General features: G+C 73.9%; 22 protein-coding genes. 13 read left to right on the top strand and 9 right to left on the bottom strand.

Translation table 11 applies throughout. From position 1 onward, the window contains the following. Positions 1-16 precede the first annotated feature (16 nt). Together NS331_RS05400 and ureG are read left to right on the top strand one after the other, a co-directional pair. Positions 17-694: an urease accessory protein UreF gene (locus tag NS331_RS05400; protein WP_082702270.1), complete on the top strand. Its 678-nt coding sequence runs from the start codon at positions 17-19 to the stop codon at positions 692-694. A gap of 94 nt (positions 695-788) precedes the next feature. Next, positions 789-1,436, top strand: a complete 648-nt coding sequence (ureG, locus tag NS331_RS05395) for an urease accessory protein UreG (RefSeq protein ID WP_058640986.1) — start codon at positions 789-791, stop codon at positions 1,434-1,436. A 22-nt stretch (positions 1,437-1,458) separates the two neighbouring features. Here ureG and NS331_RS05390 read toward each other — a convergent pair whose 3' ends face one another. The 3 genes from NS331_RS05390 to NS331_RS05380 all read right to left on the bottom strand — a co-directional run bounded on the left by NS331_RS05390 (position 1,459) and on the right by NS331_RS05380 (position 4,553). Next, the gene (locus tag NS331_RS05390; protein ID WP_082702269.1) at positions 1,459-2,037 is read right to left on the bottom strand and encodes an HdeD family acid-resistance protein; all 579 of its coding nucleotides are present in this window, start codon (positions 2,035-2,037) and stop codon (positions 1,459-1,461) included. Positions 2,038-2,184: 147 nt separating this feature from the next. Continuing rightward, the gene (locus tag NS331_RS05385; RefSeq protein ID WP_058640985.1) at positions 2,185-3,993 is read right to left on the bottom strand and encodes a hypothetical protein; all 1,809 of its coding nucleotides are present in this window, start codon (positions 3,991-3,993) and stop codon (positions 2,185-2,187) included. A gap of 2 nt (positions 3,994-3,995) precedes the next feature. Continuing rightward, positions 3,996-4,553 carry a protein-tyrosine phosphatase family protein gene (locus NS331_RS05380; protein WP_058640984.1) on the bottom strand — a complete coding sequence of 186 codons (558 nt, stop codon included), beginning with the start codon at positions 4,551-4,553 and terminating at the stop codon, positions 3,996-3,998. A 169-nt stretch (positions 4,554-4,722) separates the two neighbouring features. Here NS331_RS05380 and NS331_RS05375 point away from each other — a divergent pair, with 169 nt between their 5' ends. After that, positions 4,723-6,108, top strand: a complete 1,386-nt coding sequence (locus tag NS331_RS05375) for a UDP-glucose dehydrogenase family protein (RefSeq protein ID WP_058640983.1) — start codon at positions 4,723-4,725, stop codon at positions 6,106-6,108. A 41-nt stretch (positions 6,109-6,149) separates the two neighbouring features. Further along, positions 6,150-7,238, top strand: a complete 1,089-nt coding sequence (locus NS331_RS05370; RefSeq protein ID WP_082702268.1) for a UDP-glucuronic acid decarboxylase family protein — start codon at positions 6,150-6,152, stop codon at positions 7,236-7,238. Here NS331_RS05370 and NS331_RS05365 read toward each other — a convergent pair. Together NS331_RS05365 and NS331_RS05360 are read right to left on the bottom strand one after the other, a co-directional pair. Next, the gene (locus NS331_RS05365; protein WP_058640982.1) at positions 7,160-8,113 is read right to left on the bottom strand and encodes a beta-xylosidase; all 954 of its coding nucleotides are present in this window, start codon (positions 8,111-8,113) and stop codon (positions 7,160-7,162) included. The two genes, NS331_RS05370 and NS331_RS05365, sit on opposite strands and share 79 nt — an antisense overlap. Continuing rightward, positions 8,110-9,282: an inositol-3-phosphate synthase gene (locus NS331_RS05360; protein ID WP_058640981.1), complete on the bottom strand. Its 1,173-nt coding sequence runs from the start codon at positions 9,280-9,282 to the stop codon at positions 8,110-8,112. Before NS331_RS05360 ends, NS331_RS05365 begins: the two co-directional genes overlap by 4 nt. 288 nt (positions 9,283-9,570) lie before the next feature. On the opposite strand from NS331_RS05360, the gene NS331_RS05355 reads away from it, so the two are divergent. From NS331_RS05355 to NS331_RS05315, 9 genes are read left to right on the top strand one after another with little or no spacing between them, the layout of a single operon-like run. After that, entirely contained in the window at positions 9,571-10,689 is a 1,119-nt protein-coding gene (locus NS331_RS05355) for an NAD-dependent epimerase/dehydratase family protein (RefSeq protein ID WP_058640980.1), read from the top strand. Next, positions 10,686-11,783, top strand: coding sequence for an NAD-dependent epimerase/dehydratase family protein (locus NS331_RS26025; protein WP_058640979.1), 1,098 nt, complete (start codon positions 10,686-10,688; stop codon positions 11,781-11,783). The genes NS331_RS05355 and NS331_RS26025 overlap by 4 nt, the downstream gene beginning before the upstream one ends. Beyond that, positions 11,780-12,817 carry an MDR/zinc-dependent alcohol dehydrogenase-like family protein gene (locus NS331_RS05345; RefSeq protein ID WP_242873659.1) on the top strand — a complete coding sequence of 346 codons (1,038 nt, stop codon included), beginning with the start codon at positions 11,780-11,782 and terminating at the stop codon, positions 12,815-12,817. The genes NS331_RS26025 and NS331_RS05345 overlap by 4 nt, the downstream gene beginning before the upstream one ends. Continuing rightward, on the top strand, positions 12,814-13,833 hold the full coding sequence (locus tag NS331_RS05340; RefSeq protein ID WP_058640978.1) for a Gfo/Idh/MocA family protein: 1,020 nt from the start codon (positions 12,814-12,816) through the stop codon (positions 13,831-13,833). The genes NS331_RS05345 and NS331_RS05340 overlap by 4 nt, the downstream gene beginning before the upstream one ends. Further along, positions 13,811-15,004 (top strand): glycosyltransferase family 4 protein, encoded by a 1,194-nt coding sequence (locus NS331_RS05335; protein WP_242873658.1) that lies wholly within the window; start codon positions 13,811-13,813, stop codon positions 15,002-15,004. The genes NS331_RS05340 and NS331_RS05335 overlap by 23 nt, the downstream gene beginning before the upstream one ends. 31 nt (positions 15,005-15,035) lie before the next feature. Beyond that, entirely contained in the window at positions 15,036-16,154 is a 1,119-nt protein-coding gene (locus NS331_RS05330; RefSeq protein ID WP_058640977.1) for a CgeB family protein, read from the top strand. Next, positions 16,151-17,266: a CgeB family protein gene (locus NS331_RS05325; protein WP_058640976.1), complete on the top strand. Its 1,116-nt coding sequence runs from the start codon at positions 16,151-16,153 to the stop codon at positions 17,264-17,266. The genes NS331_RS05330 and NS331_RS05325 overlap by 4 nt, the downstream gene beginning before the upstream one ends. After that, positions 17,263-18,396: a CgeB family protein gene (locus tag NS331_RS05320; protein ID WP_058640975.1), complete on the top strand. Its 1,134-nt coding sequence runs from the start codon at positions 17,263-17,265 to the stop codon at positions 18,394-18,396. The genes NS331_RS05325 and NS331_RS05320 overlap by 4 nt, the downstream gene beginning before the upstream one ends. 10 nt (positions 18,397-18,406) lie before the next feature. Next, positions 18,407-19,237: a TIGR04290 family methyltransferase gene (locus NS331_RS05315; protein WP_082702267.1), complete on the top strand. Its 831-nt coding sequence runs from the start codon at positions 18,407-18,409 to the stop codon at positions 19,235-19,237. A 3-nt stretch (positions 19,238-19,240) separates the two neighbouring features. On the opposite strand, the gene NS331_RS05310 is transcribed toward NS331_RS05315, so the two are convergent. The 4 genes from NS331_RS05310 to NS331_RS05295 form a co-directional block, all read right to left on the bottom strand. After that, a complete protein-coding gene (locus NS331_RS05310) occupies positions 19,241-20,035 on the bottom strand; it encodes a class I SAM-dependent methyltransferase (protein ID WP_058640974.1) in 795 nt (264 codons plus the stop codon). A 99-nt stretch (positions 20,036-20,134) separates the two neighbouring features. Next, complete coding sequence (locus NS331_RS05305; protein ID WP_058640973.1) at positions 20,135-22,492, bottom strand: putative bifunctional diguanylate cyclase/phosphodiesterase; 2,358 nt, start codon at positions 22,490-22,492, stop codon at positions 20,135-20,137. Next, complete coding sequence (locus NS331_RS05300; RefSeq protein WP_058640987.1) at positions 22,489-23,100, bottom strand: methylamine utilization protein; 612 nt, start codon at positions 23,098-23,100, stop codon at positions 22,489-22,491. The genes NS331_RS05305 and NS331_RS05300 overlap by 4 nt, the downstream gene beginning before the upstream one ends. 236 nt (positions 23,101-23,336) lie before the next feature. Further along, the coding region (locus tag NS331_RS05295) for a DUF4394 domain-containing protein (RefSeq protein WP_058640972.1) at positions 23,337-24,276 on the bottom strand (940 nt) is incomplete at its 5' end.

Genomic DNA, 24,276 nt, shown 5'->3' with positions numbered 1-24,276 from the left:
GAGAAAGCCCCGTGCCATGACGCCGCTCGCCCCCCACAGCCTCCTGCAGCTCATCTGGCTCGCCTCCCCCGCCCTGCCCGTGGGCGGCTTCTCCTATTCCGAGGGGCTGGAGGCCGCCATCGAATGGGCCGGCGTCAAGGACGAAGCCGCGGCGGCCGACTGGCTGGCCGGGCAGTTGCACCTGAGCCTGGCGCGCGGCGACCTGTCGGTGGTGGCCCAGGCCATCGCCGCCTGGTCGGCCGGCGACCTGCCGCGCGTGCAGGCGCTCAACGACTGGGTACGCCAGACGCGCGAATCGGCCGAATTCCTGCTGCAGACCGAGCAGATGGGCCGCTCCTTCGTCGAATGGCTCAAGCTGCACCATGCCGATGCCGCCGCCTGCTTCGCCGGGCTGCCGCCCACCTATCCGGTGGCCTTCGCCTTCGCGGCCGCGCGGGCCGGCGCCAGCGCGCAGGACGGCTGCCTGGCCTTCGCCTTCGGCTGGGCCGAGAACATGAGCGCCGCCGCCATCAAGGCCGTGCCGCTGGGCCAGAGCGCCGGCCAGCGCATCCTGGCGCGGCTGGCGCAGGAGATTCCGGCCGCCGTCGAATCCGCCATGGCCCTGCCCGACGACCGCCGCCAGTCCTTCTCGCCCATGCTCGCCATCCTGTCGGCGCAGCACGAGACGCAGTATTCGCGGCTGTTCCGCAGCTAGGACCCGCACCCGACTCCGCTGCACAGTCCCCCGCCGCCTACTCCCAACAACGCAAGGTCCAGACTGGCCCTGCCCTTTTACGAGACTCACGACCATGACCGCCCTGCACCACATCCCGAACCGCACCAAGAAGCTGCCGCCCCTGCGCGTGGGCATCGGCGGGCCCGTCGGCTCGGGCAAGACCACCCTGCTGGAGATGCTCTGCAAGGCGATGCGCGCGCAGTACGACCTGATCGCCATCACCAACGACATCTACACCAAGGAAGACCAGCGCCTGCTCACCGTGGCCGGCGCGCTGCCGGCCGAGCGCATCCTGGGTGTGGAAACGGGCGGCTGCCCGCACACCGCCATCCGCGAGGACGCCTCCATCAATCTGGAGGCCATCGACCGCATGCTGGGCGACTTTCCCGAGGCCGACGTGGTGTTCGTGGAAAGCGGCGGCGACAACCTGGCCGCCACCTTCAGCCCCGAGCTGTCGGACCTGACCATCTACGTGATCGACGTGGCCGCCGGCGAGAAGATCCCCCGCAAGGGCGGCCCGGGCATCACCAAGAGCGACCTGTTCGTCATCAACAAGACCGACCTGGCCCCGCACGTGGGCGCCGACCTGGGCGTGATGGAGGCCGACACGGTACGCATGCGCAAGGGCAAGCCCTTCGTGATGACCAACCTCAAGACCCAGGACGGTCTGGCCCAGGTGGTGCGTTTCATCGAAGAGCGCGGCATGCTGGCGGCGGCGTGACGCGCGCCGCCGCGCGCGGCGATCAGCGGGCCTTGCGCACCCGGAAGGCCAGCACCAACATCAGCACGCCATAGGCCAGGGCGAAGCCGCCGATCAGCCACGCCATGGCGACGGCACCGGCCCCGGGGGCGACCAGCAGCGCCAGGCCGAACAGCACCGAGAGTGCGCCCGACAGCACATAGGCCCATTCGCCCTCGATCTCGCGGCGCAGCCGGATGGCGGTGGCGATCTGGAACACGCCGCCGACCACCGCCCAGGCGCCGATGACCATCACCAGCGTGAGCGCCGTCATGCCGGGCCACACCAGCGCCACGATGCCGGCGGCGACGCCCAGCAGGCCCAGCAGCACCACGGCCCACAGGGGCCGGCCCTCGTGCCGCATCTTGAAGCCGGCCATCAGCGCGAAGACGCCGTCCACCAGCGCATAGGCGCCCCACAGCAGCACCATCACGGCCACCGTGAGGCCGGGCAAAGCGAGCGCCAGCACGCCGAACAGCACCGCCGCCACGCCACGCAGGGCCAGCCAGCCCCAGTGCGGCGCGAAGGCCTGCAAGAAGGCGCGCTCGCGCGCGGCCAAGGTGGCGGTCGCCGGCCCGGCCATGGCGCCGGACGGAGAACCGAAGCTCGGGGTATGGGGCTGGGCAGACATGGCAGTTCCTCCTGAGAACGTGTGAAACACGGCCCGACGATGCGCCGCCGGGCCCAGGCTGGCTGTCGGAGAGTGCCGACACCACGCCGCCGGAGGCCTTCAGGCGGCCCCTTTTAAGCCCAGCTTCAGTTTCAGCGCCTGCGCATAGCCAGCGGCCTTGGTGTGCAGCGCCGGCGCATCCGCGGGCGGCGCCGACTGGGCCGCGAGCGTGAAGGCACCGAGCTGGAAGGCCGCATACAGCGGCTCGCACAGCGCCAGCAGATCCGGCTGCAGCGCGCAGCCCTGCGCCCGCATCCGGTGCAGCAGCCGCTGCCGCTCGTCCGCGTCGAGGGCGAATTCGGCCAGCGCGCCGGCCACGTCCCACGCGATGGGCTGGCAGCCCACCAGGTCGTGCGCGTGGGCATGGTCCACCGCGTCGGCCTTGCGCAGGCGCTCGCCGTCCCACAGCCATTCCCAGGCGTGCAGGCGGTTGTCGGTCTGTACGCGGCGCAGCGGCGCGGCCAGCATCGCCGCAGGCCAGGCGCCGCACCACGCCGCCCAGGCCGGCGCCGCCGCCTCGCCCAGCCCCTGGGCGATGTTGTGATGCGCCATCGCCACCAGCGTGGCCAGGCTGGCGCCGGCCTGCGCCGGGGCGGGCAGATGCCGGGCCCGGAAGGCCAGGTAGTCGGCCAGGCGATCGACCAGCCACGCACGCGGGGGCGACTGTGCAGCGGCCCACAACGGCAGTGGCCGTGCCTCGGGCAGCCAGCGCTCGGCCGTGAAGCCATGCCACAGCCCCTGCACCGACGGCCCGAAGCCGGCCGCGGCGAGCACGCGCCGGCGCGCGAAGGCCGCGCGGCCCGCGCGGCCCAGGCCGGCGAAGCGCAGCAGCCACGCGCCGCCCCCACGCTGCGCCGGCAGCAGGAACTTGAGGCGCTCCATCTGCGGCTGCGCCGGCAACCGGCCGGCCATGTCGCCGTGCAGGCTGCGCCAGCGGCCGCCGCCGACGTCCAGCCAGTCAGGGGCCACGGGCCCGGGCAGGTCGGCGCGCACCCAGTCCAGCAGGCGCTGCGGCGGTGCGGCCCGTCCGCCGATCAGCGCATCGATGCCCACCGCATGCACCGGCTGCGTCCGCCAGAGGGCACGGGCGGCATCGCTGGCCTGCGCGCCCGGCCCGTGCGGATGCGAAGGAAAGAGGTGCACCCGCGAAGGCGCCACGCCCGCCTGCACCAGCGCCCCCAGGCCGGCGGCGAAGCTGCTGCCCGACAGGCCCGGGCCTTCGTCGACCACGGCCGCATCGTGCGCCGGCCCTGGCGGCAGCGCGGCGGCCGTGCGCGCGAAGGGATGGCCCGCGGGCCGCAGCGTGTCGAAGCGCGGCGCATCCAGGCCCGCCGCCACCATCGCCGCCAGGCTGGTGCCGATGCTGCGCAGGCCCAGCACGCGGCTGTGGCCGCCGCCCTGCATGGCGCCCGATGCGCTCGCCGCCAGTGCCGCCATGCCGTGGCCCTCGGGATACAGCGCATAGAAGGCATAGCCCTCGCAGCGGCGCACGTCGATCCACGCGGGCCACCCGAGGCCCGCGCAGCGCGCGAGTGCCGTGCGCACGTCCACATCCGGCGGTGCCGCGAAGCCATGGCGCCAGCTGTGCAGGCAGGCATGCGCCAGGGCCAGTGCAAGCGCGGTCGCGCCGTCCACGGCGTCATCGTCGCAACGGACCAGGGCGTCATCGTCGCAACGGCCCAGGGCCTCATCGCCCACCGCATCGGCCACGCCCTGCAGCAGCTCGCCGGCCTCGATCAGCGCCTCGATCCACAGCGCATGCCGTGCGATGCCCGTGGGCGCCGCGGCGGCCCGGCGCAGCGCGACCTGCACCCGCGCCAGCTTGGCCCTAGGACGCTCGCGCCGCTGGCCATCGCCATAGACGTGCATGCTCAGGCGGTGCCGGTGCCGGTCGCACCGCCGCCCAGGTGCGCATAGGCGATGCGCTGGCATTGCGCCATCGTGGGCACCGCGAAGGCGGCGGGCGCCACGCCGCGGTGCCGTTCCATCCAGGCGATCCAGCAGCCCAGCTGGGCGGGCGAAGGCGACACCACCGCACGGCGCGACTTCATGTCCGCCAGCGCCTGCAGCGGCGGCATGCCGCGCGCCACCAGCAGGCACAGCGCCAGCGTGGCCGAGCGGCCGATGCCCCACTGGCAATGGATCAGCACGTGCTCGCCCGCCTCCATCGCGGCCTCGGCGAAGCGCAGGCCGTGGTCCAGGTGGGCATCGTCCACGCTGCACATGTCGGGCGTGGGCAGGTGCAGCAGCCGCACGCCGTGGTGCGTCAGCAGTGTCTCGTCGTCGCGGTCTTCCGCGCGCAGGTCCACCACGGCGCGGATGCCGTGCGTGCCGGCCAGCTCGCCATAGAAGTCCACCGGCACATGGCCGCCCACCGCCAGCTGCGGCGAGATCCAGTCGAAATGGGGAGAAGAGCGCAGCGATTCCATGCGGCCATCTTCGGCGCGGCGGGCGCCTGCGCGCAACCACCTGCGGCCCACAGGTCGCTCAGCTTTGTCCCACATCCGCGGGGCGGGCCACTCCTAGCGTGGCCGTCGTGCCGCCTGGCGGCCGCATCCCCTCCTGCGCTTTCTCCCAACCCTACAGCACCACGACAACATGAACATCACGGTCCTGGGTACGGGCTATGTGGGCCTGGTCACTGCCACCTGCCTGGCCGAAGCGGGGCATCGGCTGCTGTGCTTCGACGTCGACCGCAGCAAGATCGAGCGCCTGGCCCAGGGCGAGCCCTGCATCCACGAGAAGGGCCTCCCCGAGATGCTGGCCCGCAACCTGGCTGCCGGCCGGCTGCGCTTCACGCAGGACGAGGCCGAGGCCGTGCACCATGGAGACGTGGTCTTCATCGCCGTGGGCACGCCGCCGGACGCCACCGGCGCCGCCGACCTGCAGTACGTGCTGGCCGCCGCCCAGGCCATCGGCCAGCACATGCGCAGCTGGAAGGTGGTGGTGCAGAAGTCCACCGTGCCCGTGGGCACCGCCCAGCGCGTGCGCGCGGCCGTGCTGGGGCAACTGGAGGCGCGGCGCGAGAAGGGCGATGCCGCCGCCGGCAGCGCCCTCGACCACGTGCCCTTCGCCATGGTGGCCAACCCCGAGTTCCTCAAGGAGGGCACGGCGGTGGACGACTTCATGCGGCCCGACCGCATCGTGGTCGGCGTGGAGGAAGGCCCGGCGGGCGAACGTGCCCTGGCCACCCTGCGCGAGCTGTACGCCCCCTTCAACCGCCAGCGCGACCGGCTGCTGGCCATGGACCTGCGCGCCGCCGAGTTCACCAAATACGCGGCCAATGCCATGCTGGCCACGCGCATCAGCTTCATGAACGAGCTGGCCAACCTGGCCGAGCGCGTGGGCGTCGACATCGAGCAGGTGCGCCGCGGCATCGGCGCCGATCCGCGCATCGGCCATGCCTTCCTGTACCCGGGCCTGGGCTACGGCGGCAGCTGCTTCCCCAAGGACGTGCGGGCCCTGCTGCGCACCGCCGCCGACCACGGCCAGCGCCTGCGCATCCTGGAGGCCGTGGGCGACGTCAACGAGGCGCAGAAGCAGATCCTGGTGGCCAAGGTGCTGCAGCGCTTCGGCCCCGACCTCACGGGCCGCACGTTCGCGGTATGGGGCCTGTCCTTCAAGCCCAACACCGACGACATGCGCGAGGCGCCCAGCCGCTGCGTCATCGGCGCGCTGCTCGCGCGCGGCGGCCGCGTGGTGGCCTACGACCCGGTCGCCACCGAGCAGGCCCGCCGCGCCCTGGCCGAGGACATGGCCGACCGGCCCGAGCTGCTGGCGCAGCTGCACTTCGCCGACGACCCGATGCAGGCCGCCAGCGGTGCCGACGCGCTGCTGGTGCTGACCGAATGGCGCGTCTTCCGCAGCCTGAGCCTGAGTGCGCTCAAGGCCACGCTGCGCCAGCCGCTGATCTTCGACGGCCGCAACCTCTACGAGCCCTCCATCCGCAGCGAGGGCTTCGACTACCTGGCCATCGGCCGCTGAGCCCCACCCCCGGATTCCCCGACCTTCTCTCGCCTGCTTCCATGCCGCTGCCCGACGCCCCACCTTCCAGCCCCACCCCTTCCCTGCGCATCCTCGTCACGGGCGGCGCCGGCTTCCTGGGCAGCCACCTGTGCGACCGGCTGCTGCGCCAGGGCCACCGCGTGCTGTGCGCGGACGACTTCAGCACCGGCCGCCGCGCCAACCTCGCGCGGGCGCTGCGGCATCCGCGCTTCCGCCTCATCCAGCACGACGTGCGCGAGCCGCTGCAGGTGGAGGTGGACCGCATCTTCAACCTGGCCTGCCCGGCCTCGCCGCCGGCCTACCAGCAGGACCCGGTGCGCACCCTGGAGACCAGCGTGCTCGGCGCGATGCACCTGCTGGCACTGGCGAAGCGCCAGGGCGCACGCATCCTGCAGGCCTCCACCAGCGAGGTCTATGGCGACCCGCGGGTGCATCCCCAGACCGAGGCCTACTGGGGCCACGTCAACCCGATCGGCCCGCGCAGCTGCTACGACGAGGGCAAGCGTGCCGCCGAGACGCTGTTCACGGACCACCACCGCCACCGCGGCGTGGACGTGCGCATCGCGCGCATCTTCAACACCTACGGCCCGCGCATGCGGCCGGACGACGGCCGCGTGGTGTCCAACTTCATCGTGCAGGCGCTGCGCGGCGAGCCGATCACGCTCTACGGCGACGGCGCGCAGACGCGCAGCTTCTGCTTCGTGGACGACCTGGTCGAGGGCCTTATGCGGCTGATGGACTGCGAGGACGCCGGCGCCGCGCCCGTCAACCTGGGCAATCCCGGCGAGTTCCGCGTGCGCGACCTCGCGCTGCAGGTACTGCAGCTGACCGGCTCGCCGTCGCCGCTGGTGGCGCGGCCCCTGCCGGTCGACGACCCGCTGCAGCGCCGGCCCGACATCGCCCGCGCGCAGCAACTGCTGGGCTGGCAGCCGCAGGTCGCACTGGCCGCGGGGCTGCAGCGCACCATCGGCCATTTCGCGCGGCGCCTGGCCCGCCCGGCACCGGCCGAGGGTGCGGAAGCGCTGCCCGCTCAGGCCGAGCCGGCGAGCCGCAGCGTGGGCGCGTCCGCGCTCGGCGCCCTGCCGGCCATGCGCATGCCGGGCGCATAGCGCTTCACCACTCGGGCGCAGAACTCGGCGTACTCGCCCGCCTCCAGCGGCGGGCTGGTGTGGTGCGGCGCCACGCCGCGGTGCTCGGGCGTGAAGCAGAAGGTGAGCGTGACTTCGAACTCCTCCAGCGCACGCATCTGCCGGTCGAACCAGGCCTCGGCCCCGGGGCGGAAGCTGTCGGCCCAGCTCAGGCCCGTGCGCAGCCGGCGCACGCCCAGGCGGCGCAGCCAGCGCACGGCGTCGTCGAGCCGCGGGTCCTCGAAATGGAACCACTGGCAGATGCCGAATTCGGGCGTGTAGGCCGGAAAGATCGCGGCCGACTGCTTGGGGCTGCCGTCCTCGCGCAGCAGGCCCATGTGGAAGTGGCGGTAGTAGCTGGAGCCTTCGGCCTCGCGGTGGCGCGTGGTGGCCGGCCAAGCCCTGGGCAGGTCGTAGAGCGAATACCAGAAGACGCGCGGTGCGCGGCCCGACAGCAGCTGCGCCGTGCGCGCCAGGCCGAAGGCCTGCACCTCCTCGGCGCCGAAGCTGGAGACGCCCACTTCCGTCACCCACACCGGCAGCGGCACCACGGCCTGGATCTCGGCCAGGCGCTCGGGCCAGGCGTCCAGCGGCCAATGGTTCCAGTCCAGCGGAAAGCCGTGCACGGCCACCGCGTCCAGGTCTTCCATCGTGCCCATGCCGACCAGGTGCGACATGAAGCCGGGGTCGATGGGCGAGATGCCGCCCAGCACCCGCGTCAGCGCCGGGTTCTCGGCCCGCACCGCGGGCGCCGCGGCGCGCACCATGGCCGAGAAGGCGCGCCATTGCGGGTCCAGCGCCAGGTCCCAGTGCGACTTGTTGTTGGGCTCGTTCCAGAACTTGACGGCTTCGATCACGGCTGCACGCCCTCCGGCTGGGCGGCGGGCGCCGCGGCCTGGTCGGCGGCCGGCGCTGGCGGGCTGCCGCGCATGGCCTCGCCACCGGCGGCATCGCCGCGGATGAAGGCCTCTACCAGTTCGTGGGCCTCGTCGTCGGTGAACTGCCGGGGCGGCGACTTCATGAAGCAGGCCGCCGGCGCCACCAGCGCGCCGCCGATGCCGCGGTCCAGCGCCAGCCGCGCGCAGCGCACGGCGTCGATCACCACGCCGGCCGAGTTGGGCGAGTCCCACACCTCCAGCTTCACCTCGCAGGACAGCGGCACGTTGCCGAAGGCCGTGCCCTCCATGCGGATGTGGCACCACTTGCGGTCCTCCAGCCAGGGCACGTGGTCGCTGGGGCCCACGTGCACGTTGCGGCCTTCCATGGGGTTGCCGAGCTGGCTGGTCACGGCGCGCGTCTTGGAGATCTTCTTCGACACCAGCCGCTCGCGCTCCAGCATGTTGAGGAAGTCGGCATTGCCCCCGAAGTTGAGCTGGTAGGTGCGGTCCAGCCGCACGCCGCGCTTGCGGAACAGGTCGGTGAGCACGCGGTGCACGATGGTCGCGCCCACCTGCGACTTGATGTCGTCGCCCACCAGCGGCAGGCCCCTGGCCGCGAAGCGTGCCTGCCACAGCGGATCGGAGGCCAGGAACACCGGCACGCAGTTGACGAAGGCGCAGCCCGCCTCCAGCGCCTGCTGGGCATACCAGCGCGTGGCCTGCTCCGATCCTACCGGCAGGTAGGACACGACGACCTGCGTGCCCGTGTCGCGCAGCACCTGGGCCACGTCCACCGGCTGGCCGGGCGCCACGGGCACCTCGTCGGCCAGGTAGGCACCGATGCCGTCGGCCACCGGGCCGCGGTGCACCGGCACGTCCAGCCAGGGCAGCTCGGCGAAGCGGATGGTGTTGTTGGGCGGCGCGGCGATGGCCTCCGACAGGTCCAGGCCCACCTTGTGCGCGCTGACGTCGAAGGCGGCGCTGAAGACGATGTCCGCCGCCGAGAAGCCACCCAGCAGCGGATGCATGAGCCCCGGCACGAAGCCCGCCGGTTCGATGCCGCCATAGAACTGCACGCCCTGCACCAGCGACGAGGCGCAGTTGCCCACGCCGACGATGGCGACGCGGATCTTCGGGTTGTTGTCCATTTGCAAGCTGCCTGGTTGGTTGTGCGCGCTGCGCAATGCAAGCCCGCATGGGCACGCGCGGTGCCCGGGGCTCGCGGCCAGATTAGCGCCGGCTTCTACCTTGCTGCGCGGGACGCGGGGCGGTCCAGCGTCCCGCCTACGGCACCCCGGAACTCCGCCGACAAGGCGCCGCGCGGGCACCGCTCCACGCTGACCGTCGCAGTGCGGGCAAGCACCCCGCCCGCCTGCCACGGCGCCCTTCGGCGCCGTGCCTGTTTCCAGCGGGGCGCGACGACGAGAAAGGCCTTCATGCCCAAGAACGTGCTGATCACCGGCGGTGCCGGCTTCATCGGTTCCCACCTCGCAGACGAGCTGCTCGCCTGCGGCCACCACGTGCGGGTGCTGGACTGTCTGGCACCGCAGGTGCACGGCGACGGCGGGCGGCGCCCGGAGTACCTCGATCCCTCGGTCGAACTGGTGGTGGGCGACGTGACCGACCCGCAGGCCGTGCGCGCGGCGCTGCAGGGCATCGACACCGTCTTCCACTTCGCCGCGGCGGTGGGCGTGGGCCAGAGCATGTACGAGATCGCGCACTACACGCGCACCAACAACCTGGGCACCGCCGTGCTGCTGGAGGCGCTGATCGAGAAGCCGGTCGGGCAGCTGGTGGTGGCCTCCAGCATGAGCCTGTATGGCGAAGGCCTGTACCGCGACGCCGACGGCCAGGTGCGCGACATGGGCGAGCGCCCGCTCGCACAGCTGCGTGCTGGCCAGTGGGAATGGCAGGACGCCGAAGGCCGCGCCCTGGTGCCCGCCCCCACGCCCGAGACCAAGGCACCGGCCCTGGCCTCGGTATATGCCCTGTCCAAGTACGACCAGGAGCGGCTGTGCCTGATGACCGGGCGGGCCTACGGCATCAAGACCGTGGCGCTGCGCTTCTTCAATGCCTACGGGCCGCGCCAGGCGCTGTCCAACCCCTACACCGGCGTGCTGGCCATCTTCGCGGCGCGGCTGCTCAACGGCAACGCGCCGCAGATCTTCGAAGACGGACTCCAGCAGCGCGACTTCGTGAGCGTGTACGACATCGCGCGCGGCTGCCGCCTGGCGATGGAGAACGAGGCCGCGGCCGGCGAGGTGTTCAACCTCGGCAGCGGCGTGCCCTACACCGTGCGCGAGGTGGCCGAGCGCGTGGCCCGCGCCGTGGGCCGCGAGGACATCGCGCCCGAGATCACCGGCAAGTACCGCACCGGCGACATCCGCCACTGCTATGCCGACATCGGCAAGGCCGGGCGCATGCTGGGCTACGCGCCGCAGGTCAACCTGGCCGGCGGCCTGACCGAGCTGGCCGCCTGGCTGGAAGGGCAGGCGGCCATCGACCGCGTGTCGCAGGCCAGCGCCGAGCTGGCGCGCCGGGGGCTCGCGCTGTGAGCGATTCCCGCCTGACCCTCATCACCGGCGGCGCCGGCTTCGTCGGCAGCAACCTGGCGCACCGCCTGTTGTCGGCAGGCGAGCGGGTGCTGGTGCTCGACAACCTGTCGCGCCCCGGCGTGGCCGACAACCTGCAGTGGCTGCGCGCGCAGCATGGCGAGCGCCTGTCGGTGGCGGTGCAGGACGTGCGCGACGGCGCCGCCGTGCGCGAGGCGGTGGCTCGGGCGCGCCGCGTCTTCCACTTCGCGGCCCAGGTGGCGGTGACCACCAGCCTGGCCGATCCGCACGGCGACTTCGAGACCAACGCCCTGGGCACGCTCAACGTGCTGGAGGCCGCGCGCCGGCAGGCCGTGCCGCCCAGCGTGCTCATCACCTCCACCAACAAGGTGTACGGCGCGCTCGACGACGTGCCGCTGCGCCTGGGCGACGAGGGCTACGTGCCGCACGACCCGCACCTGGCCGCCCACGGCATCGGCGAGGACCGGCCGCTGGACTTCCACAGCCCCTACGGCTGCTCCAAGGGCGCGGCCGACCAGTACGTGCGCGACTATGCGCGCAGCTTCGGCCTGGATACGGTGGTGCTGCGCATGAGCTGCATCTACGGCCAGCGCCAGTTCGGCACCGAGGACCAGGGCTGGGTCGCCCATTTCATGCTGCGCGCGCTGCAGCGCCAGCCGCTCACGCTGTACGGCGACGGCCAGCAGGTGCGCGACGTGCTGCACGTGGACGACCTGCTCGACGCCATGCTGCGCCTGGATGCACGCCTGCCCGAGGTGCGCGGCCGCATCTTCAACATCGGCGGCGGCGCCGCCAACGCCGTGAGCCTGCGGCGCATGGTGACCATGATCGAGGCCCTGCAGGGCGAGCCCATGGCCGTGGGCCACGACGGCTGGCGCACGGGCGACCAGCGCTACTACGTGAGCGACACCCGGGCCCTGCAGGCCGCCACCGGCTGGCGGCCGCGCGTCGGCGTTGCGGAGGGCTTGGCGCGCCTGCGCGAATGGCTGCGCGAGCGCGCCGGGCCCGCGGCGGCGCCGCTGGCGCCCGCCTTCGCTGGCGCGGCCACGCCCCTGCACGGCACGGAGGCCGCATGAACGGCACCGCCATCGCCGAGACGCCGCTGGCGTCTGCAAACGCTGCGACGGACGGCGCGCCCGCCATGCAGGCCGCCGTGCTGGCCGGGCCCGGCCGCTTCGCCTTCGTGCAGGTGCCGCGGCCCAGGCCCGGCCCCGGCCAGCTGCTGCTGCGGCTGGAAGGCTGCGGCGTGTGCGCCTCCAGCCTGCCGGTGTGGGAAGGCCGGCCCTGGTTCGACTACCCGCTGCCGCCGGGCGCGCCCGGCCACGAGGCCTGGGGCCGCATCGAGGCCGTCGGGCCGGACGACGTCTCCGGCCTGCGGCCCGGCCAGCGCGTGGCCGCGCTGAGCTATGCCGGCCATGCCGAATTCGACATCGCCGAGGCCGCCGCCGTGCTGCCCCTGCCCGTTGCGCTGGACGGCATGCCCTTTCCCGGCGAGCCGCTGGCCTGCGCCGCCAACATCCTGGCGCGCAGCGACATTCGGGCCGGGCAGACGGTGGCCATCGTGGGCATCGGCTTCCTCGGCGCGGTGCTCACGCGCCTGGCCAGCCAGGCCGGCGCGCGGGTGATCGCGCTGTCGCGCCGCGCCTATGCCCGGCAGGCCGCCCTGCGCTTCGGCGCCGAAGAAGCCCTGGACGTGGCCGACGTGTACGCCGCCACCGCGGCCGTGGCCGACCTCACGGGCGGCCGGCTCTGCGAGCGGGTGATCGAGGCCGCCGGCCTGCAGTCCACGCTGGACCTGGCCAGCGCGCTGGCGGCCGAGGGCGGCCGGCTGGTGATCGCCGGCTACCACCAGGACGGCCTGCGCCAGGTCAACCTGCAGCAGTGGAACTGGCGCGGCCTGGACGTGGTGAACGCCCACGAGCGGCAGCCCGCGCGCTACCTCGACGGCATGCGCCGCGCCATCGGCTGGGTGCAGGAGGGCCGGCTGGACCCGACCGAGTTCTTCACCCACCGCCTGCCCATGTCGCGGCTGGACGAAGCCATGGCGCTGACCCGCGACCGGCCGGACGGCTTCCTCAAGGCGCTGGTGGTGCCGGAGGGGATGGCGTGAGCAGCAGGACAGCCGCGTCCCGCCCCCGCCTCGGCTTCCTGGGCACCGGCTGGATCGGCCGCCACCGCCTGCAGGCCCTGCAGCAGGACGGCACGGCCGAGGTGGCGCTGCTGTGCGACAGCGACCCCGCCAGCCTCGATGCTGCCGCGGCCCTGGCCCCGGGCGCCCGCACCGTGCCCGACCCCGCAGACCTGCCGGCCGGCCTGGCGCTGGACGGCCTGGTCATCGCCACGCCCAGCGCCCTGCATGCGGCGCAGGCCCGCGCCGCGCTCGAGGCCGGGCTGGCCGTGTTCTGCCAGAAGCCGCTGGCGCGCAGCGCGTCCGAGACGCGCGCCGTGATCGAGGCGGCCCGGCGCGCCGACCGGCGGCTGGGCGTGGACCTGTGCTACCGCCACACCGCCGCCGCGCGCGCCGTGGCCCGGCAGGTGCGCAGCGGCGCGCTGGGCGAGGTCTATGCCATCGACCTCGTCTTCCACAACGCCTACGGCCCCGACAAGGCCTGGTTCCGCGACCCGGCGCTGTCCGGCGGCGGCTGCCTGATCGACCTGGGCACCCACCTGGTGGACCTGGCGCTGTGGGTCATGGACTTTCCCGCGGCCGATGAGGCCTCGGCCCGCCTGTACGCCCAGGGCCGCCGCCTGGGCCCCGCGCCCGACGAGGTCGAAGACCACGCCCTGGCCCAGTTCACCCTGGCGCCCGGCACCAGCGTGCGGCTGGCCTGCTCCTGGAACCTGTCGGCCGGCCGCGATGCCGTCATCGAGGCGCACTTCCACGGCACGCGCGGCAGCGCCCGCCTGGCCAACGTGGACGGCTCCTTCTACGACTTCGTGGCCGAGCGCTGCCACGGCACCCGGGCCGAGCGCCTGGCCGAGCCGCCCGACGACTGGGGCGGCCGCGCCGCCGTGCGCTGGGCCCGCGCCGTGGCCGCCGGCGGCCGTTTCGATGACGAGGCCTGGCAGGCCCTGCGCGTGGCCGAACTGCTGGACCAGCTCTATGGACGGCATGGACGCCCCTGAGCACCGCCCCCTGCGCGTGCTGATGACCACCGACACCGTCGGCGGCGTGTGGCAGCACAGCATCGAGCTCGCCCGCGCGCTGGGCGACTGGGGCCACCGCGTCGCCCTGGCGGCGCTGGGGCCCGCGCCCTCGCCGCGCCAGCGGGCCGAGGCGCGCGCGGTGCATGGCCTCTCGCTGCACGTGCGCAGCGGGGCACTCGAATGGATGCACGAGCCCTGGGACGAAGTGCGCCGCAGCGGCGACTGGCTGCTGGCCCTGGCCGCGCGGCTGCGGCCGGACCTGGTGCACCTCAACCAGTTCGCCTTCGGCGCCCTGCCCTTCGCCGCGCCGACGCTGGTGGTCGGCCATTCCTGCGTGCTCTCGTGGTGGCAGGCGGTGCACGGCTGTGCCGCCCCGGCCGCATGGGACCGCTACCGCGCGGCGGTGCACGACGGCCTGCGCGGCGCCACCGCCATCGGCGCACCCACGCGCACCATGCTCGACGCGCTGCGGCGCCACCACGGCATCGCGCGCGACGGCCACGTGCTGCCCAACGGCCGCGACCCGCGCCGCTTCGTCGCGGCGCCCAAGCGGCCGCAGGTGCTGAGCGCGGGCCGGCTGTGGGACCCGGCCAAGAACCTCGAAAGCCTGCGCCGTGCCGCCAGCGCCCTGCCCCCGCCCTGGGAAGTGCGCGTGGCCGGCGCGGCCCATGGCCCCGACGGCCAGGGCACCGACACCGCGCCGCTGCTCGCACTGGGGCCGCTCGCGCCCAGCGCCCTGGCCCGCGCCTATGCGGGCGCCGCCATCTACGCTCTGCCCGCCCGCTACGAGCCCTTCGGCCAGACGGTGCTGGAGGCGGCGCTCAGCGGCTGTGCCCTGGTGCTGGGCGACATCGCCAGCCTGCGCGAGACCTGGGACGGCGCCGCCCTGTTCGTGGCGCCCGATGACCACCGCACGCTGGGCGACACGCTGGCCCGCCTGGCTGCCGACGAGCCGCTGCGGCGCGACCTCGCCCGCGCCGCGCAGGAGCGGGCGCAGCACTTCACGCCCACCCGCATGGCCACCGCCTACCTGGGCGTCTACACCGCGCTGTGCGACGACTGGGCCCGCCACCCGCCGGCCGCGCCGCCCCTTGGCGGGCCCGGCCGCGCGCCATCGCGCGCCCTGCAGGCGCCGGTGGCGCTCCCCTGACCCCGTCCTTCCTTCCATCTCCTCCCCACCGATGCACGTCGTCCTCTTCTGCCATTCGCTGGTCTCCTGCTGGAACCACGGCAACGCGCACTTCCTGCGTGGCGTCTGCCAGGAACTGCTGCTGCGCGGCCACAGCCTGCGCGTGTACGAACCGCAGGACAGCTGGAGCCGCAACCAGATGGTGGCCGAGCAGGGCCAGGCCGCGCTGGAAGGCTTCCGCCAGGCCTATCCGCGGCTGCGCAGCCAGCTCTACGAACCCGCGCAGCTCGACCTGGACCGCGCCCTCGCCGGCGCCGACCTGGTGCTGGTGCACGAATGGAGCGACCCGGCGCTGGTCCGGCGCATCGGCCGCCACCGGCGCGACCACCGCTACCGCCTGTTCTTCCACGACACGCACCACCGCAGCAAAACCGACCCGCAGGCCATGAGCGCCTATGCCCTGGAGGACTACGACGGCGTGCTGGCCTTCGGCGAGGTGATCCGCGAGCTCTACCTGGCGCAGGGCTGGGCCCACCGCGCCTGGACCTGGCACGAGGCCGCGGACGCGCGCCGCTTCCACCCGGTGTCCGGCCTGCCGCGCGCCGGCGACCTGATCTGGATCGGCAACTGGGGCGACGAGGAGCGCACCGCCGAGCTGGAGGAATTCCTGCTGCAGCCGGTGGCCGACCTGCACCTGTCGGCGCGCGTGCACGGCGTGCGCTATCCGCCGCAGGCCGTCGGCCGGCTGCGTGCCGCCGGCATCGACTACCGCGGCTGGCTGCCCAACCATGCGGTGCCCCGCGCCTTCGCCCGCTTCGGCTGCACGGTGCACGTGCCGCGGCGGCCCTATGCGCAGCAGCTGCCCGGCATTCCGACCATCCGCATGTTCGAGGCCCTGGCGTGCGGCATTCCGCTGGTCACGGCGCCGTGGAACGACGCCGAGCACCTGTTCCATCCCGGCAGCGACTACCTGGTCGCCCGCGACGGCGCGCAGATGCGCACCCACCTGCGCGCCCTGAAGAACGACCCCGCCATGGCCCGCGAGATGGCCGCCCGCGGCCGCGCCACCGTGCTCGCCCGCCACACCTGCGCCCATCGCGTGGACCAGCTGCTGGCCATCCACCAGAGCCTGGGCGCCCCGTCCACCCACACCGCCCGGAGCCCCGCATGACGACGACGCAGCCGCTGGACATCGCCTTCTTCGGCTCGAGCCTGGTCTCGGCCTACTGGAACGGTGCCGCCACCTACTACCGCGGCATGCTGCGCGCCCTGGCCGCGCGCGGCCACCGGGTGCGCTTCTACGAACCCGACGCCTACGGCCGGCAGCAGCACCGCGACATGGCCGACCCGCCCTGGGCCCGGGTGGTCGTCTACCCCGGCGACGACGAGGCCGCCGCCCTGCGCTGCGTGGACGACGCGCGCGGCGCCGACCTGATCGTCAAGGCCAGCGGCGTCGGCGTGTTCGACGCCCTGCTCGAAGCCGCCGTGCTGGACCTGCGCGCCCCCGGCTCGCACGTGGTGTTCTGGGACGTGGACGCGCCCGCCACGCTGGCCCGCATGCAGGCCGATGCGGACGACAGCCTGCGCGCGCAGGTGCCCGATTTCGACCTGGTGCTCACCTACGGCGGCGGCGAGCCGGTGGTGTCGGCCTACCTGGCGCTGGGCGCGCGCGGCTGCGTGCCCATCTACAACGCGCTGGACCCCGAGACGCATTTCCCGGTCGCCCCCGATGCGCGCTTCGACGCCGACCTGGGCTTCCTCGGCAACCGCCTGCCGGACCGCGAGGCGCGGGTGGAGGCCTTCTTCCTCGATGCCGCCGAACGGCTGCCCGGCCGGCGCTTCCTGCTGGGCGGCAGCGGCTGGCAGGACCGCGCCCTGCCCGCCAACGTGCGGCACCTGGGCCATGTCTACACCGCCGACCACAACGCCTTCAACTGCAGCCCGCGGGCCGTGCTCAACATCAGCCGCGAGAGCATGGCGCGCTGCGGCTTCTCGCCCGCCACGCGGGTGTTCGAGGCGGCGGGCGCGGCGGCCTGCCTGATCACCGACGCCTGGCCCGGCATCGCGCACTTCCTGGAACCCGGCACCGAGGTGCTGGTGGCCGAGGACGGCGCCGCCGTCGCTGCCCACCTGGACGCGCTGGACCCGGACCGCGCCCGCGCCATCGGCCAGGCCGCGCTGCGCCGCGTGCTGGCGCAGCACACCTATGCCCACCGGGCCGCGCAGGTGGAGGCGCTGTTCGAGGGGCGCGATGCGGTGTCGGGCCTGCAGGAGGTGGCATGAAGGCGCAGGACCTTCCGCCGGGCGTCGCGGCCGGACCGCCGCTCGCCGGGCGGCCGCTGCGCATCGCCATCCTCGGCCTGTCCATCACCTCCTCCTGGGGCAACGGCCATGCCACCACTTGGCGTGCGCTGGTGCGGGCGCTGGCGCAGCGCGAGCACGACCTGCTCTTCCTCGAGCGCGACGTGCCCTGGTACGCCAGCCACCGCGACCTGCCCGATCCGCCCTTCTGCCGCACCGCCCTCTACGACGACCTGGGCATGCTGCAGCAGCGCTGGGGCGAGGCCGTGGCCGGGGCCGACCTGGTGATCGTCGGCTCCTTCGTGCCCGAGGGCATCGCGGTGGGCGACTGGGTGCAGCGGCAGGCGCGCGGGCTCACCGCCTTCTACGACATCGACACCCCGGTCACCCTCAGCGCGCTGGCACAGGGGACCTGCACCTACCTCTCGCGCGGGCAGCTGCCGGGCTACGGCCTGTACCTGTCCTTCACGGGCGGCCCCATCCTGGCGCGGCTGGAAGACGACTTCGGCGCCCAGGCGGCCCGCGTCCTGTACTGCGCCGTCGATCCGCACCTGCATGCGGCCGGCGGCGCGGCGGACCCCACCCACGACCTCGGCTACATGGGCACCCACAGCGACGACCGCAGCGCCGGCCTGGACGCGCTGCTGCTGGCGCCGGCGCGGCGATGGCGCGCTGGCCGCTTCACGGTCGCCGGCCCCAACCATCCCCGGACGGAGACCTGGCCCGCCAACGTGCAGTACGTGCCGCACCTGGCGCCGCCCGACCACCCGGCCTTCTACGGCAGCCAGCGCTTCACGCTCAACCTCACGCGCGCCGACATGCGCGCGGCCGGCTGGTCGCCCAGCGTGCGCCTGTTCGAGGCCGCGGCCTGCGGCACGCCCATCATCAGCGACCGCTGGTGCGGCATCGAGGACGTGCTGACGCCGGGGCGCGAGATCTTCCTGGCCGACAGCGCCGACGAGGTGCTGGCCCTGCTGAGGGAGCTGCCCGAGGACCAGCGCCGCGCCGCCGGCGACGCGGCGCGCCGGCGCGTGCTGTCGGCCCACACGGCCGACCACCGCGCCCGCGAACTGGAAGCCTTCGTCGCCGAACGCACCGGCGTTCGCGCATGAGGCCGGGGAGATGTCCGTGAGCACCGATCCACCGCCCCAGGCCATCGAGGCCGCGCAGGAAGCCCGGCGCCGCCGCATCCGCGAACTCGGCCCCTGGTTCCACAACCTGCACCTGCCCGACGGCATGCAGACCTTGCCGGCGCATCCGCTGGGCGGCGACTTCCCGCGCTTCAAGTGGCGGCAGATCGCACCGCACCTGCCGGCCGACCTGCAGGGCTGGCGCGTGCTGGACGTGGGCTGCAATGCCGGCTTCTACAGCTTCGAGCTGGCCCGGCGGGGCGCCCGGGTGACGGCGCTGGACGTCGATCCGCACTACCTCGCGCAGGCCCGCTGGGCCGCCGGCGAACTCGGCCTGGCCGACCGCATCGACTTCCGCCAGGGGCAGGTCTACGACCTGGCGGGCGAAGCCGGGCACTTCGACCTGGTGTGGTTCATGGGCGTCTTCTACCACCTGCGCTATCCGCTGCTGGCGCTGGACCTGCTGGCGCGCCGCACCGCGCGGCTGATGGTGTTCCAGACGCTCACGATGCCGGACGATGCGGGCGCGCCCGTGGGCGACACGGCCGACTGCGCCATCGACGCCCGCGAGCGGCTGCTCGCCCCCGGCTGGCCGCGCATGGCCTTCATCGAGGAGCGGCTGGCCGGCGACCCCACCAACTGGTGGGCACCCAATGCCGCCGCGGTCGAGGCCATGCTGCGCTCCTCGGGCCTGCAGGTGCAGGCACGTCCCGGCCACGAGATCTGGCTGTGCACGCCCCACGCCGACGCCGATGCCACCCGCGCGCTGTGGCAGCCGCAGCACGACAGCCTGCTGGGCGCCGCCGCGCGCGGCCCGGCTTGAGGTCTACGGCCGGGGCCGGCCTGCCCGACGACGCGCAGGCCGGCGGGCCTCCGCCTCCGACGCCGGCGTACCCGGCATGCGGTAGAGCCAGGCGGCGCGCGCGCCGGGCAACTGCCACTGCGCATCGGCCTTCCGGCCCGGCACGGGGAATTCCAGGCTCACCAGCCAGGCGCCGGGCGCCAGTTCCGCACGAGCCTTGGCGAAGGCGCAGTCCATGCTCTCGGGCCGCTGGAACAGGTAGACCAGCTGGTAGGCGCCCCAGTCCGCGTGCCAGATGTCGCCCTGGCGAACGCGGGCCCATGGGCAGCGCAGGGCGCACAGGGCGCGCAGCGGCCAGCTCCATTCCAGGCCATGCAGCCGCGCCTCGGGATAGGCGCGGCGCAGCGCGATCAGGCCGTCGCCCAGGCCGCAGCCGGCATCCAGCACCGCCGCGCCCGGCGGCAGCGGCGCCAGCGCGGCCATGCCCTGCAGCGTGCCGTGGGCGGTGGGAAAGAGCGGCGCGTCGCGCCAGGCATTGAGCGGGTAGACGAGCAGCAGCAGCGCCAGGGGCAGCAGCCAGGCCCAGGCCGGCAGGCCCGCCGCCGCGCCGGTGAGCGCCGCCGACAGCGGAAAGCCGATGGCCACCAGCCCGCGCCGCCACCAGCCCTGCGCCAGCAGGCTCGCCACCGTGCCCACGGCGCAGGCCGCCGCCAGGGCCGCGGCCTGCGGCCACACCTGCTGCAGGCCGGCAAAGCAGAGCCATGCGGCGGCCCAGCCCAGCAGGGCCGGCAACGGCCAGGGCAGGCGCGGCGGCCTCATGGCCTGCCGCCGGCGCCGGCGCCCGCCCTGCCGCGCATTCCGGGGCGCGGCCCCCGCCCGTGGTGTCGCCCGTGCATCACGGCCTGCCTTCTTCGTAGCTCATCGAGGCGGCACGGTACACGAGCCGGCGCGGCGCGCCGCCATCCACGCGCCGAAGTCCTCGGAGGGCATGGGCCGGGCGATGTGGTAGCCCTGGGCCTTGTCGCAGCCCATGGCGGCCAGTTGCGCCAGGGCCGCGGCGCTTTCCACGCCTTCGGCCACCACCTCCAGCGCCAGGCCGTGGGCCAGCTCGACGATGGTGCGCACGATCTTGGCGTCGTTGGGGTCGGTGTCCATCTCGAGCACGAAGGACTTGTCGACCTTGAGCTGGTGCACCGGCAATTGCTGGAGGTAGGCCAGCGAGGAATGTCCGGTGCCGAAGTCGTCGATCGACAGGCGAAAGCCCATGGCCGACAGCCGCGCCAGCGTGGCCTGGGCCCGCTGCGGCTCGTCCATGATGGCGCTTTCGGTGATCTCCAGGCAGAAGGCGCTGGCCGCCACGCCGTGCGCCTGGAGGCTGGCCTGCAGGCGCCCGATGAGCTGCGCATCGACCAGGTCGCGCGTGGAGAGGTTCACCGACAGCATGCTCAGGCCCTGCCCGGCCAGCGCCGCCATGCAGCGGCAGGACGCGTCGAACACCCATTGCGTGAGCTGGCGCACGAAGCCGGTCTGCTCGGCGAAGGGAATGAAGTGCGCCGGCGCCAGCAGCCCGCGCTGCGGATGCTGCCAGCGCAGCAGCGCCTCCGCGCTGCAGGCCTCGCCGTGGCGCAGGTCCAGCTTGGGCTGCAGGAAGAGCCGCAGCTGGCCGCCGACGACCGCACCGCGCAGTTCCGACAGCAGCGACAGGGCGCTGCCGGTGTCCACGGCCTGGCCGGCGTCGTAGGCCAGCCATTCGCGGCGCTGGCGCTTGGCGGCCAGCAGCGCGACCTCGGCCCGGCCCACCAGGTCGTCCACGCTGTGGCCGTGGGCGGGCCAGCAGGCATAGCCCACGCTCAGCTGCACGTCGATGCGCTGGCCCGCGACCTGCAGCGGCGTGTCGAACAGGCGCACCAGCTGTTCGGCGCAGGCATCGGCCTCGGGCCCATCCAGGCCCTGGCGCAGGGCCGCGAAGGTGTCGCCGCCGAAGCGCGCCAGGGCGTCGCCCGGATGCTGCAGGCGGGCCTGCAGGCGCTCGCCCACCGCGCGCAGCACGTCGTCGCCGAAGGGGAAGCCCATGGCGTCGTTGACCTGCTTGAAACGGTCGATGCTCAGCAGCAGCACCACGACCGAGCCCGGTACTGCAGGCAGGGCGGGCTGCAGCAGGCCGGCCAGCGTCTTCTTGAAGGCTTCGCGGTTGGGCAGGGCGGTGAGCGTGTCGAAGAAGGCCAGCCGCTCGATCTCGGCCCGCTGGCACTGCAGGTTCAGCCGCATGTCGTCGAGGTCGCGCGCGAGCTGGCCGACCTCGTCCTGCCGTTCGCGGCCGCCGACGTCGGCGCCGAAGTCGCCGCCGCCGATGGCGCGTGCGCTGCGCGCCAGCGCGGCCAGCGGCCGCACCGCCTGCTGCACGGCCAGCCGGCTGCTGACGGCGAAGAGCAGCAGGCCCAGCAGGGTGATCAGCCCCAGCCGCAGCGCCATGCCGTGGGTGGCCAGGCTGGCGGGGGCAAGCGAGGCCAGGAACACGGCGTCCATGCGCCCCTCCAGCGTCGGCTGGGGCACGCGCCGATGCAGCCAGTCGGCGCCCGCGTGGTGCGAAATGCCGCCATCGCCGTCCAAGACGGCCAGCGCCGGCTGCTGCGCATCGGTCATGGACTGCAGCACCCGCTGCGGCCGGCCGTCGGCCTCGATGGCCAGCAGGCTCATCTCGATGCCGGCCAGTTCCACGAAGTCGTGCGCCACCGCGGGCGTGAGCTCGAAGCCCATGAGCACCCAGCCGATGATCAGCGGCGCGCGGATGGGCACCAGCACCAGCTGGTAGACCTTGCCGCCGGCCGCGAAGAGCTGGGCCTGGCCCAGGTTGCGCTGCTCGGCCAGGCCGCGCAGCTGGACCGGGCCGATGCGCAGGTGCTCGCCCTCGGGGCTTTCGGCCAGCCAGTGGAAGCGCGCGTCGAGCGAGGCGGCCATGCTGGCGCCGATGCGGGCGACGCCGTTGTCCAGCGCCGAGACCAGCGTCGCCTGGTCACCCGCGGCGACGGCGGCGCGGAAGCCGTAGTCCGCGGCCAGCAGCAGTGCGGCCTCGCGCAGGCGCTGCTGGCGCTGGTCGAGCAGGTTGCGCCACACGGCCTGCCCCAGTTCCAGCCGCCGCTGCACGTCGGCCTGGGCCTGGCGCCAGAGCGATTGCCGGGCGGCCCAGAACGTGCCGAACTGGATGAACAGCAGCAGCGCCAGCATCACCAGCGCGATCTGGCGGGCCAGGGAACTGCGGTACCAGCGGCCGATCATGGGCGGCCGGCCACCGCCGGCAGGCGCACCCGGGCCTGCGCGGCCTCGCGGCCGACGGCCAGGGCGGCCGCGGCCGGCGGCTCGCCGACCGGCAGCTCGGCATGCCAGGTGCGCAGCTGGTAGTCGCCCGGCGGCACGTCGCGCAGGACGACGCGGCCGGCGGCATCGGTGCGGCCGTAGTAGGGCGTGTCGAGCACCAGCACCCAGCCGACCATGTCGTCATGGATGTTGCAGCCCAGCACCACCACGCCCGGCATGTCGAAGACCACCGGGTTGGCCGGCCGGCCGATGTAGAGCTTGAGTTCGAAGCGCTTGGCCGGCGAGAAGGAATAGACGTGGTGGCGCACCTCGTCACGGTTGGGAAAGTCGACCGCGGTGCCGCGGGTGACGAGCAGCACCTCGGGCATGAAGCGGCGCTGCGCCTGGGCCAGCTCGACGTCCTTGAGCGGCCGCGCCTGGGCGGCGGCGGCCGGCGACTCCAGGAACACCACGGCGCCGGCGAGCGGCCGGCCGCCGGCGCCCGCCACCTCCACCTGCACCGTCGCGGCGCCCGCGGCCGGGCCGAAGGTCCACAACGCGGCGGCCAGCAGCCCGGCGGCGGCGCGCAGCGGCCGGCCGGCGGCCGTGTTCAGGAGGCGGTTCAACGCGGACTCGCGGCGCGGGACCCGGCGGGTAGGCAGCGTCAGAAGGTGTGAATGAATCCGGCGTGGCCGAGCGGGCTGCCAAAACGCGGCCAATCAAGGCGCAAAGCACAGCCATAGCTCGGGCTATGGCGAGCATTTGCAACGCAGAGTGGGCGTGTTTTGGCAGGACGAGCGGGCATGGCGGGTTCGTTCACACCTTCTCACGGCTCGATGGCGAAGCCCAGCACCGGCGCGCCCTGGCCCAGCGTGCCCAGCAGCGTGGCAGGGCCGCCGCTGAGGGCGATGCGGTAGAGCTGCGTCGGCGCGCCGGGCTTGAGCCGCACGGCGGCCAGGGCCTCGTTGTCGCGGTCCGCGATGTCGAAGGCCACGGCCTCCAGCGGCCCGGTGCCCAGCGCGCCCACGGTGAACAGCTGCCCGGTGTTGGGCGACACCACCGGCGTCGCGCCTTCCAGGCTGCCCACGCGCAGCAGCCAGCCCTGGGAGGCCTCGATGGCGTAGTTGGTCGTGATCTTGGGGTCGCGCTTGTTGTAGCTGTAGGCCACGGCCTTGATGCAGGCCGGCTTGCCGAAGCCCGAATCGGTGGCGGCATAGGCAAGGGGCCCGTCCGTCTGCACGCCGGGGGTGGCGGGGTCGGCGTCCACCACCTCGTTGGTCAGGGGAAGGAGGCGGAAGTTGTGGCCCTGGCAGTCGAACACCCGCAGCATGTCGGCCACGGGGTTGAAGTTCATGCTGGGGGCCGCCGCCGGCACCATCGGCACGCGCGTCGCGTCAGCGCTGACCGTGCGGGCCGTACCGGCCTCGGTGTCGAGCAGGTAGAGCCGGCCGCTGCGCGTGAGGGCATGGAGCTGACCCTGCGCCACGCGGTAGTCCATGCCGATCACGGGGTCCTGCGCGGGCAGGCCCTGCACCGGGCGGCTCAACTGCTCGACGCCCGGGGCGGCCAGCGAGTACCGGTGGAGCACGCGGTCGGCCGTGAGCGTCCACAGCGTGTGCGGCGCCGCGGCGGGCCGGGCTGCCGCCCGGGGTGCGGCAGACGCGGCCATGGGCGGTGCAGACGGGGGCACCTGCGCCTGGGCCAGGCCGGCGGCACCCGCCGCGCCCAGCAGCAGGCCGCCGGCCTGGCCCAGGCGCAGGTGCCCC

The sequence above is a fragment of the Pseudacidovorax intermedius genome (assembly GCF_001476815.1).
GTDB classification, from domain to species: Bacteria; Pseudomonadota; Gammaproteobacteria; order Burkholderiales; family Burkholderiaceae_C; genus Xenophilus; species Xenophilus intermedius_A.
The sequence above is the reverse complement of the archived record's forward strand: the minus strand, read 5'-3'. Positions and strand labels throughout refer to the sequence as shown.

Coding starts and splice junctions, on each gene's coding strand:
- NS331_RS05400 (WP_082702270.1), top strand. CDS start 17: ATGACGCCGCTCGCCCCCCACAGCCTCCTGCAGCTCATCTGGCTCGCC.
- ureG (WP_058640986.1), top strand. CDS start 789: ATGACCGCCCTGCACCACATCCCGAACCGCACCAAGAAGCTGCCGCCC.
- NS331_RS05390 (WP_082702269.1), bottom strand. CDS start 2,037: ATGGCCGGGCCGGCGACCGCCACCTTGGCCGCGCGCGAGCGCGCCTTC.
- NS331_RS05385 (WP_058640985.1), bottom strand. CDS start 3,993: ATGCACGTCTATGGCGATGGCCAGCGGCGCGAGCGTCCTAGGGCCAAG.
- NS331_RS05380 (WP_058640984.1), bottom strand. CDS start 4,553: ATGGAATCGCTGCGCTCTTCTCCCCATTTCGACTGGATCTCGCCGCAG.
- NS331_RS05375 (WP_058640983.1), top strand. CDS start 4,723: ATGAACATCACGGTCCTGGGTACGGGCTATGTGGGCCTGGTCACTGCC.
- NS331_RS05370 (WP_082702268.1), top strand. CDS start 6,150: ATGCCGCTGCCCGACGCCCCACCTTCCAGCCCCACCCCTTCCCTGCGC.
- NS331_RS05360 (WP_058640981.1), bottom strand. CDS start 9,282: ATGGACAACAACCCGAAGATCCGCGTCGCCATCGTCGGCGTGGGCAAC.
- NS331_RS05355 (WP_058640980.1), top strand. CDS start 9,571: ATGCCCAAGAACGTGCTGATCACCGGCGGTGCCGGCTTCATCGGTTCC.
- NS331_RS05345 (WP_242873659.1), top strand. CDS start 11,780: ATGAACGGCACCGCCATCGCCGAGACGCCGCTGGCGTCTGCAAACGCT.
- NS331_RS05335 (WP_242873658.1), top strand. CDS start 13,811: ATGGACGGCATGGACGCCCCTGAGCACCGCCCCCTGCGCGTGCTGATG.
- NS331_RS05330 (WP_058640977.1), top strand. CDS start 15,036: ATGCACGTCGTCCTCTTCTGCCATTCGCTGGTCTCCTGCTGGAACCAC.
- NS331_RS05325 (WP_058640976.1), top strand. CDS start 16,151: ATGACGACGACGCAGCCGCTGGACATCGCCTTCTTCGGCTCGAGCCTG.
- NS331_RS05320 (WP_058640975.1), top strand. CDS start 17,263: ATGAAGGCGCAGGACCTTCCGCCGGGCGTCGCGGCCGGACCGCCGCTC.
- NS331_RS05315 (WP_082702267.1), top strand. CDS start 18,407: ATGTCCGTGAGCACCGATCCACCGCCCCAGGCCATCGAGGCCGCGCAG.
- NS331_RS05310 (WP_058640974.1), bottom strand. CDS start 20,035: ATGAGGCCGCCGCGCCTGCCCTGGCCGTTGCCGGCCCTGCTGGGCTGG.
- NS331_RS05305 (WP_058640973.1), bottom strand. CDS start 22,492: ATGATCGGCCGCTGGTACCGCAGTTCCCTGGCCCGCCAGATCGCGCTG.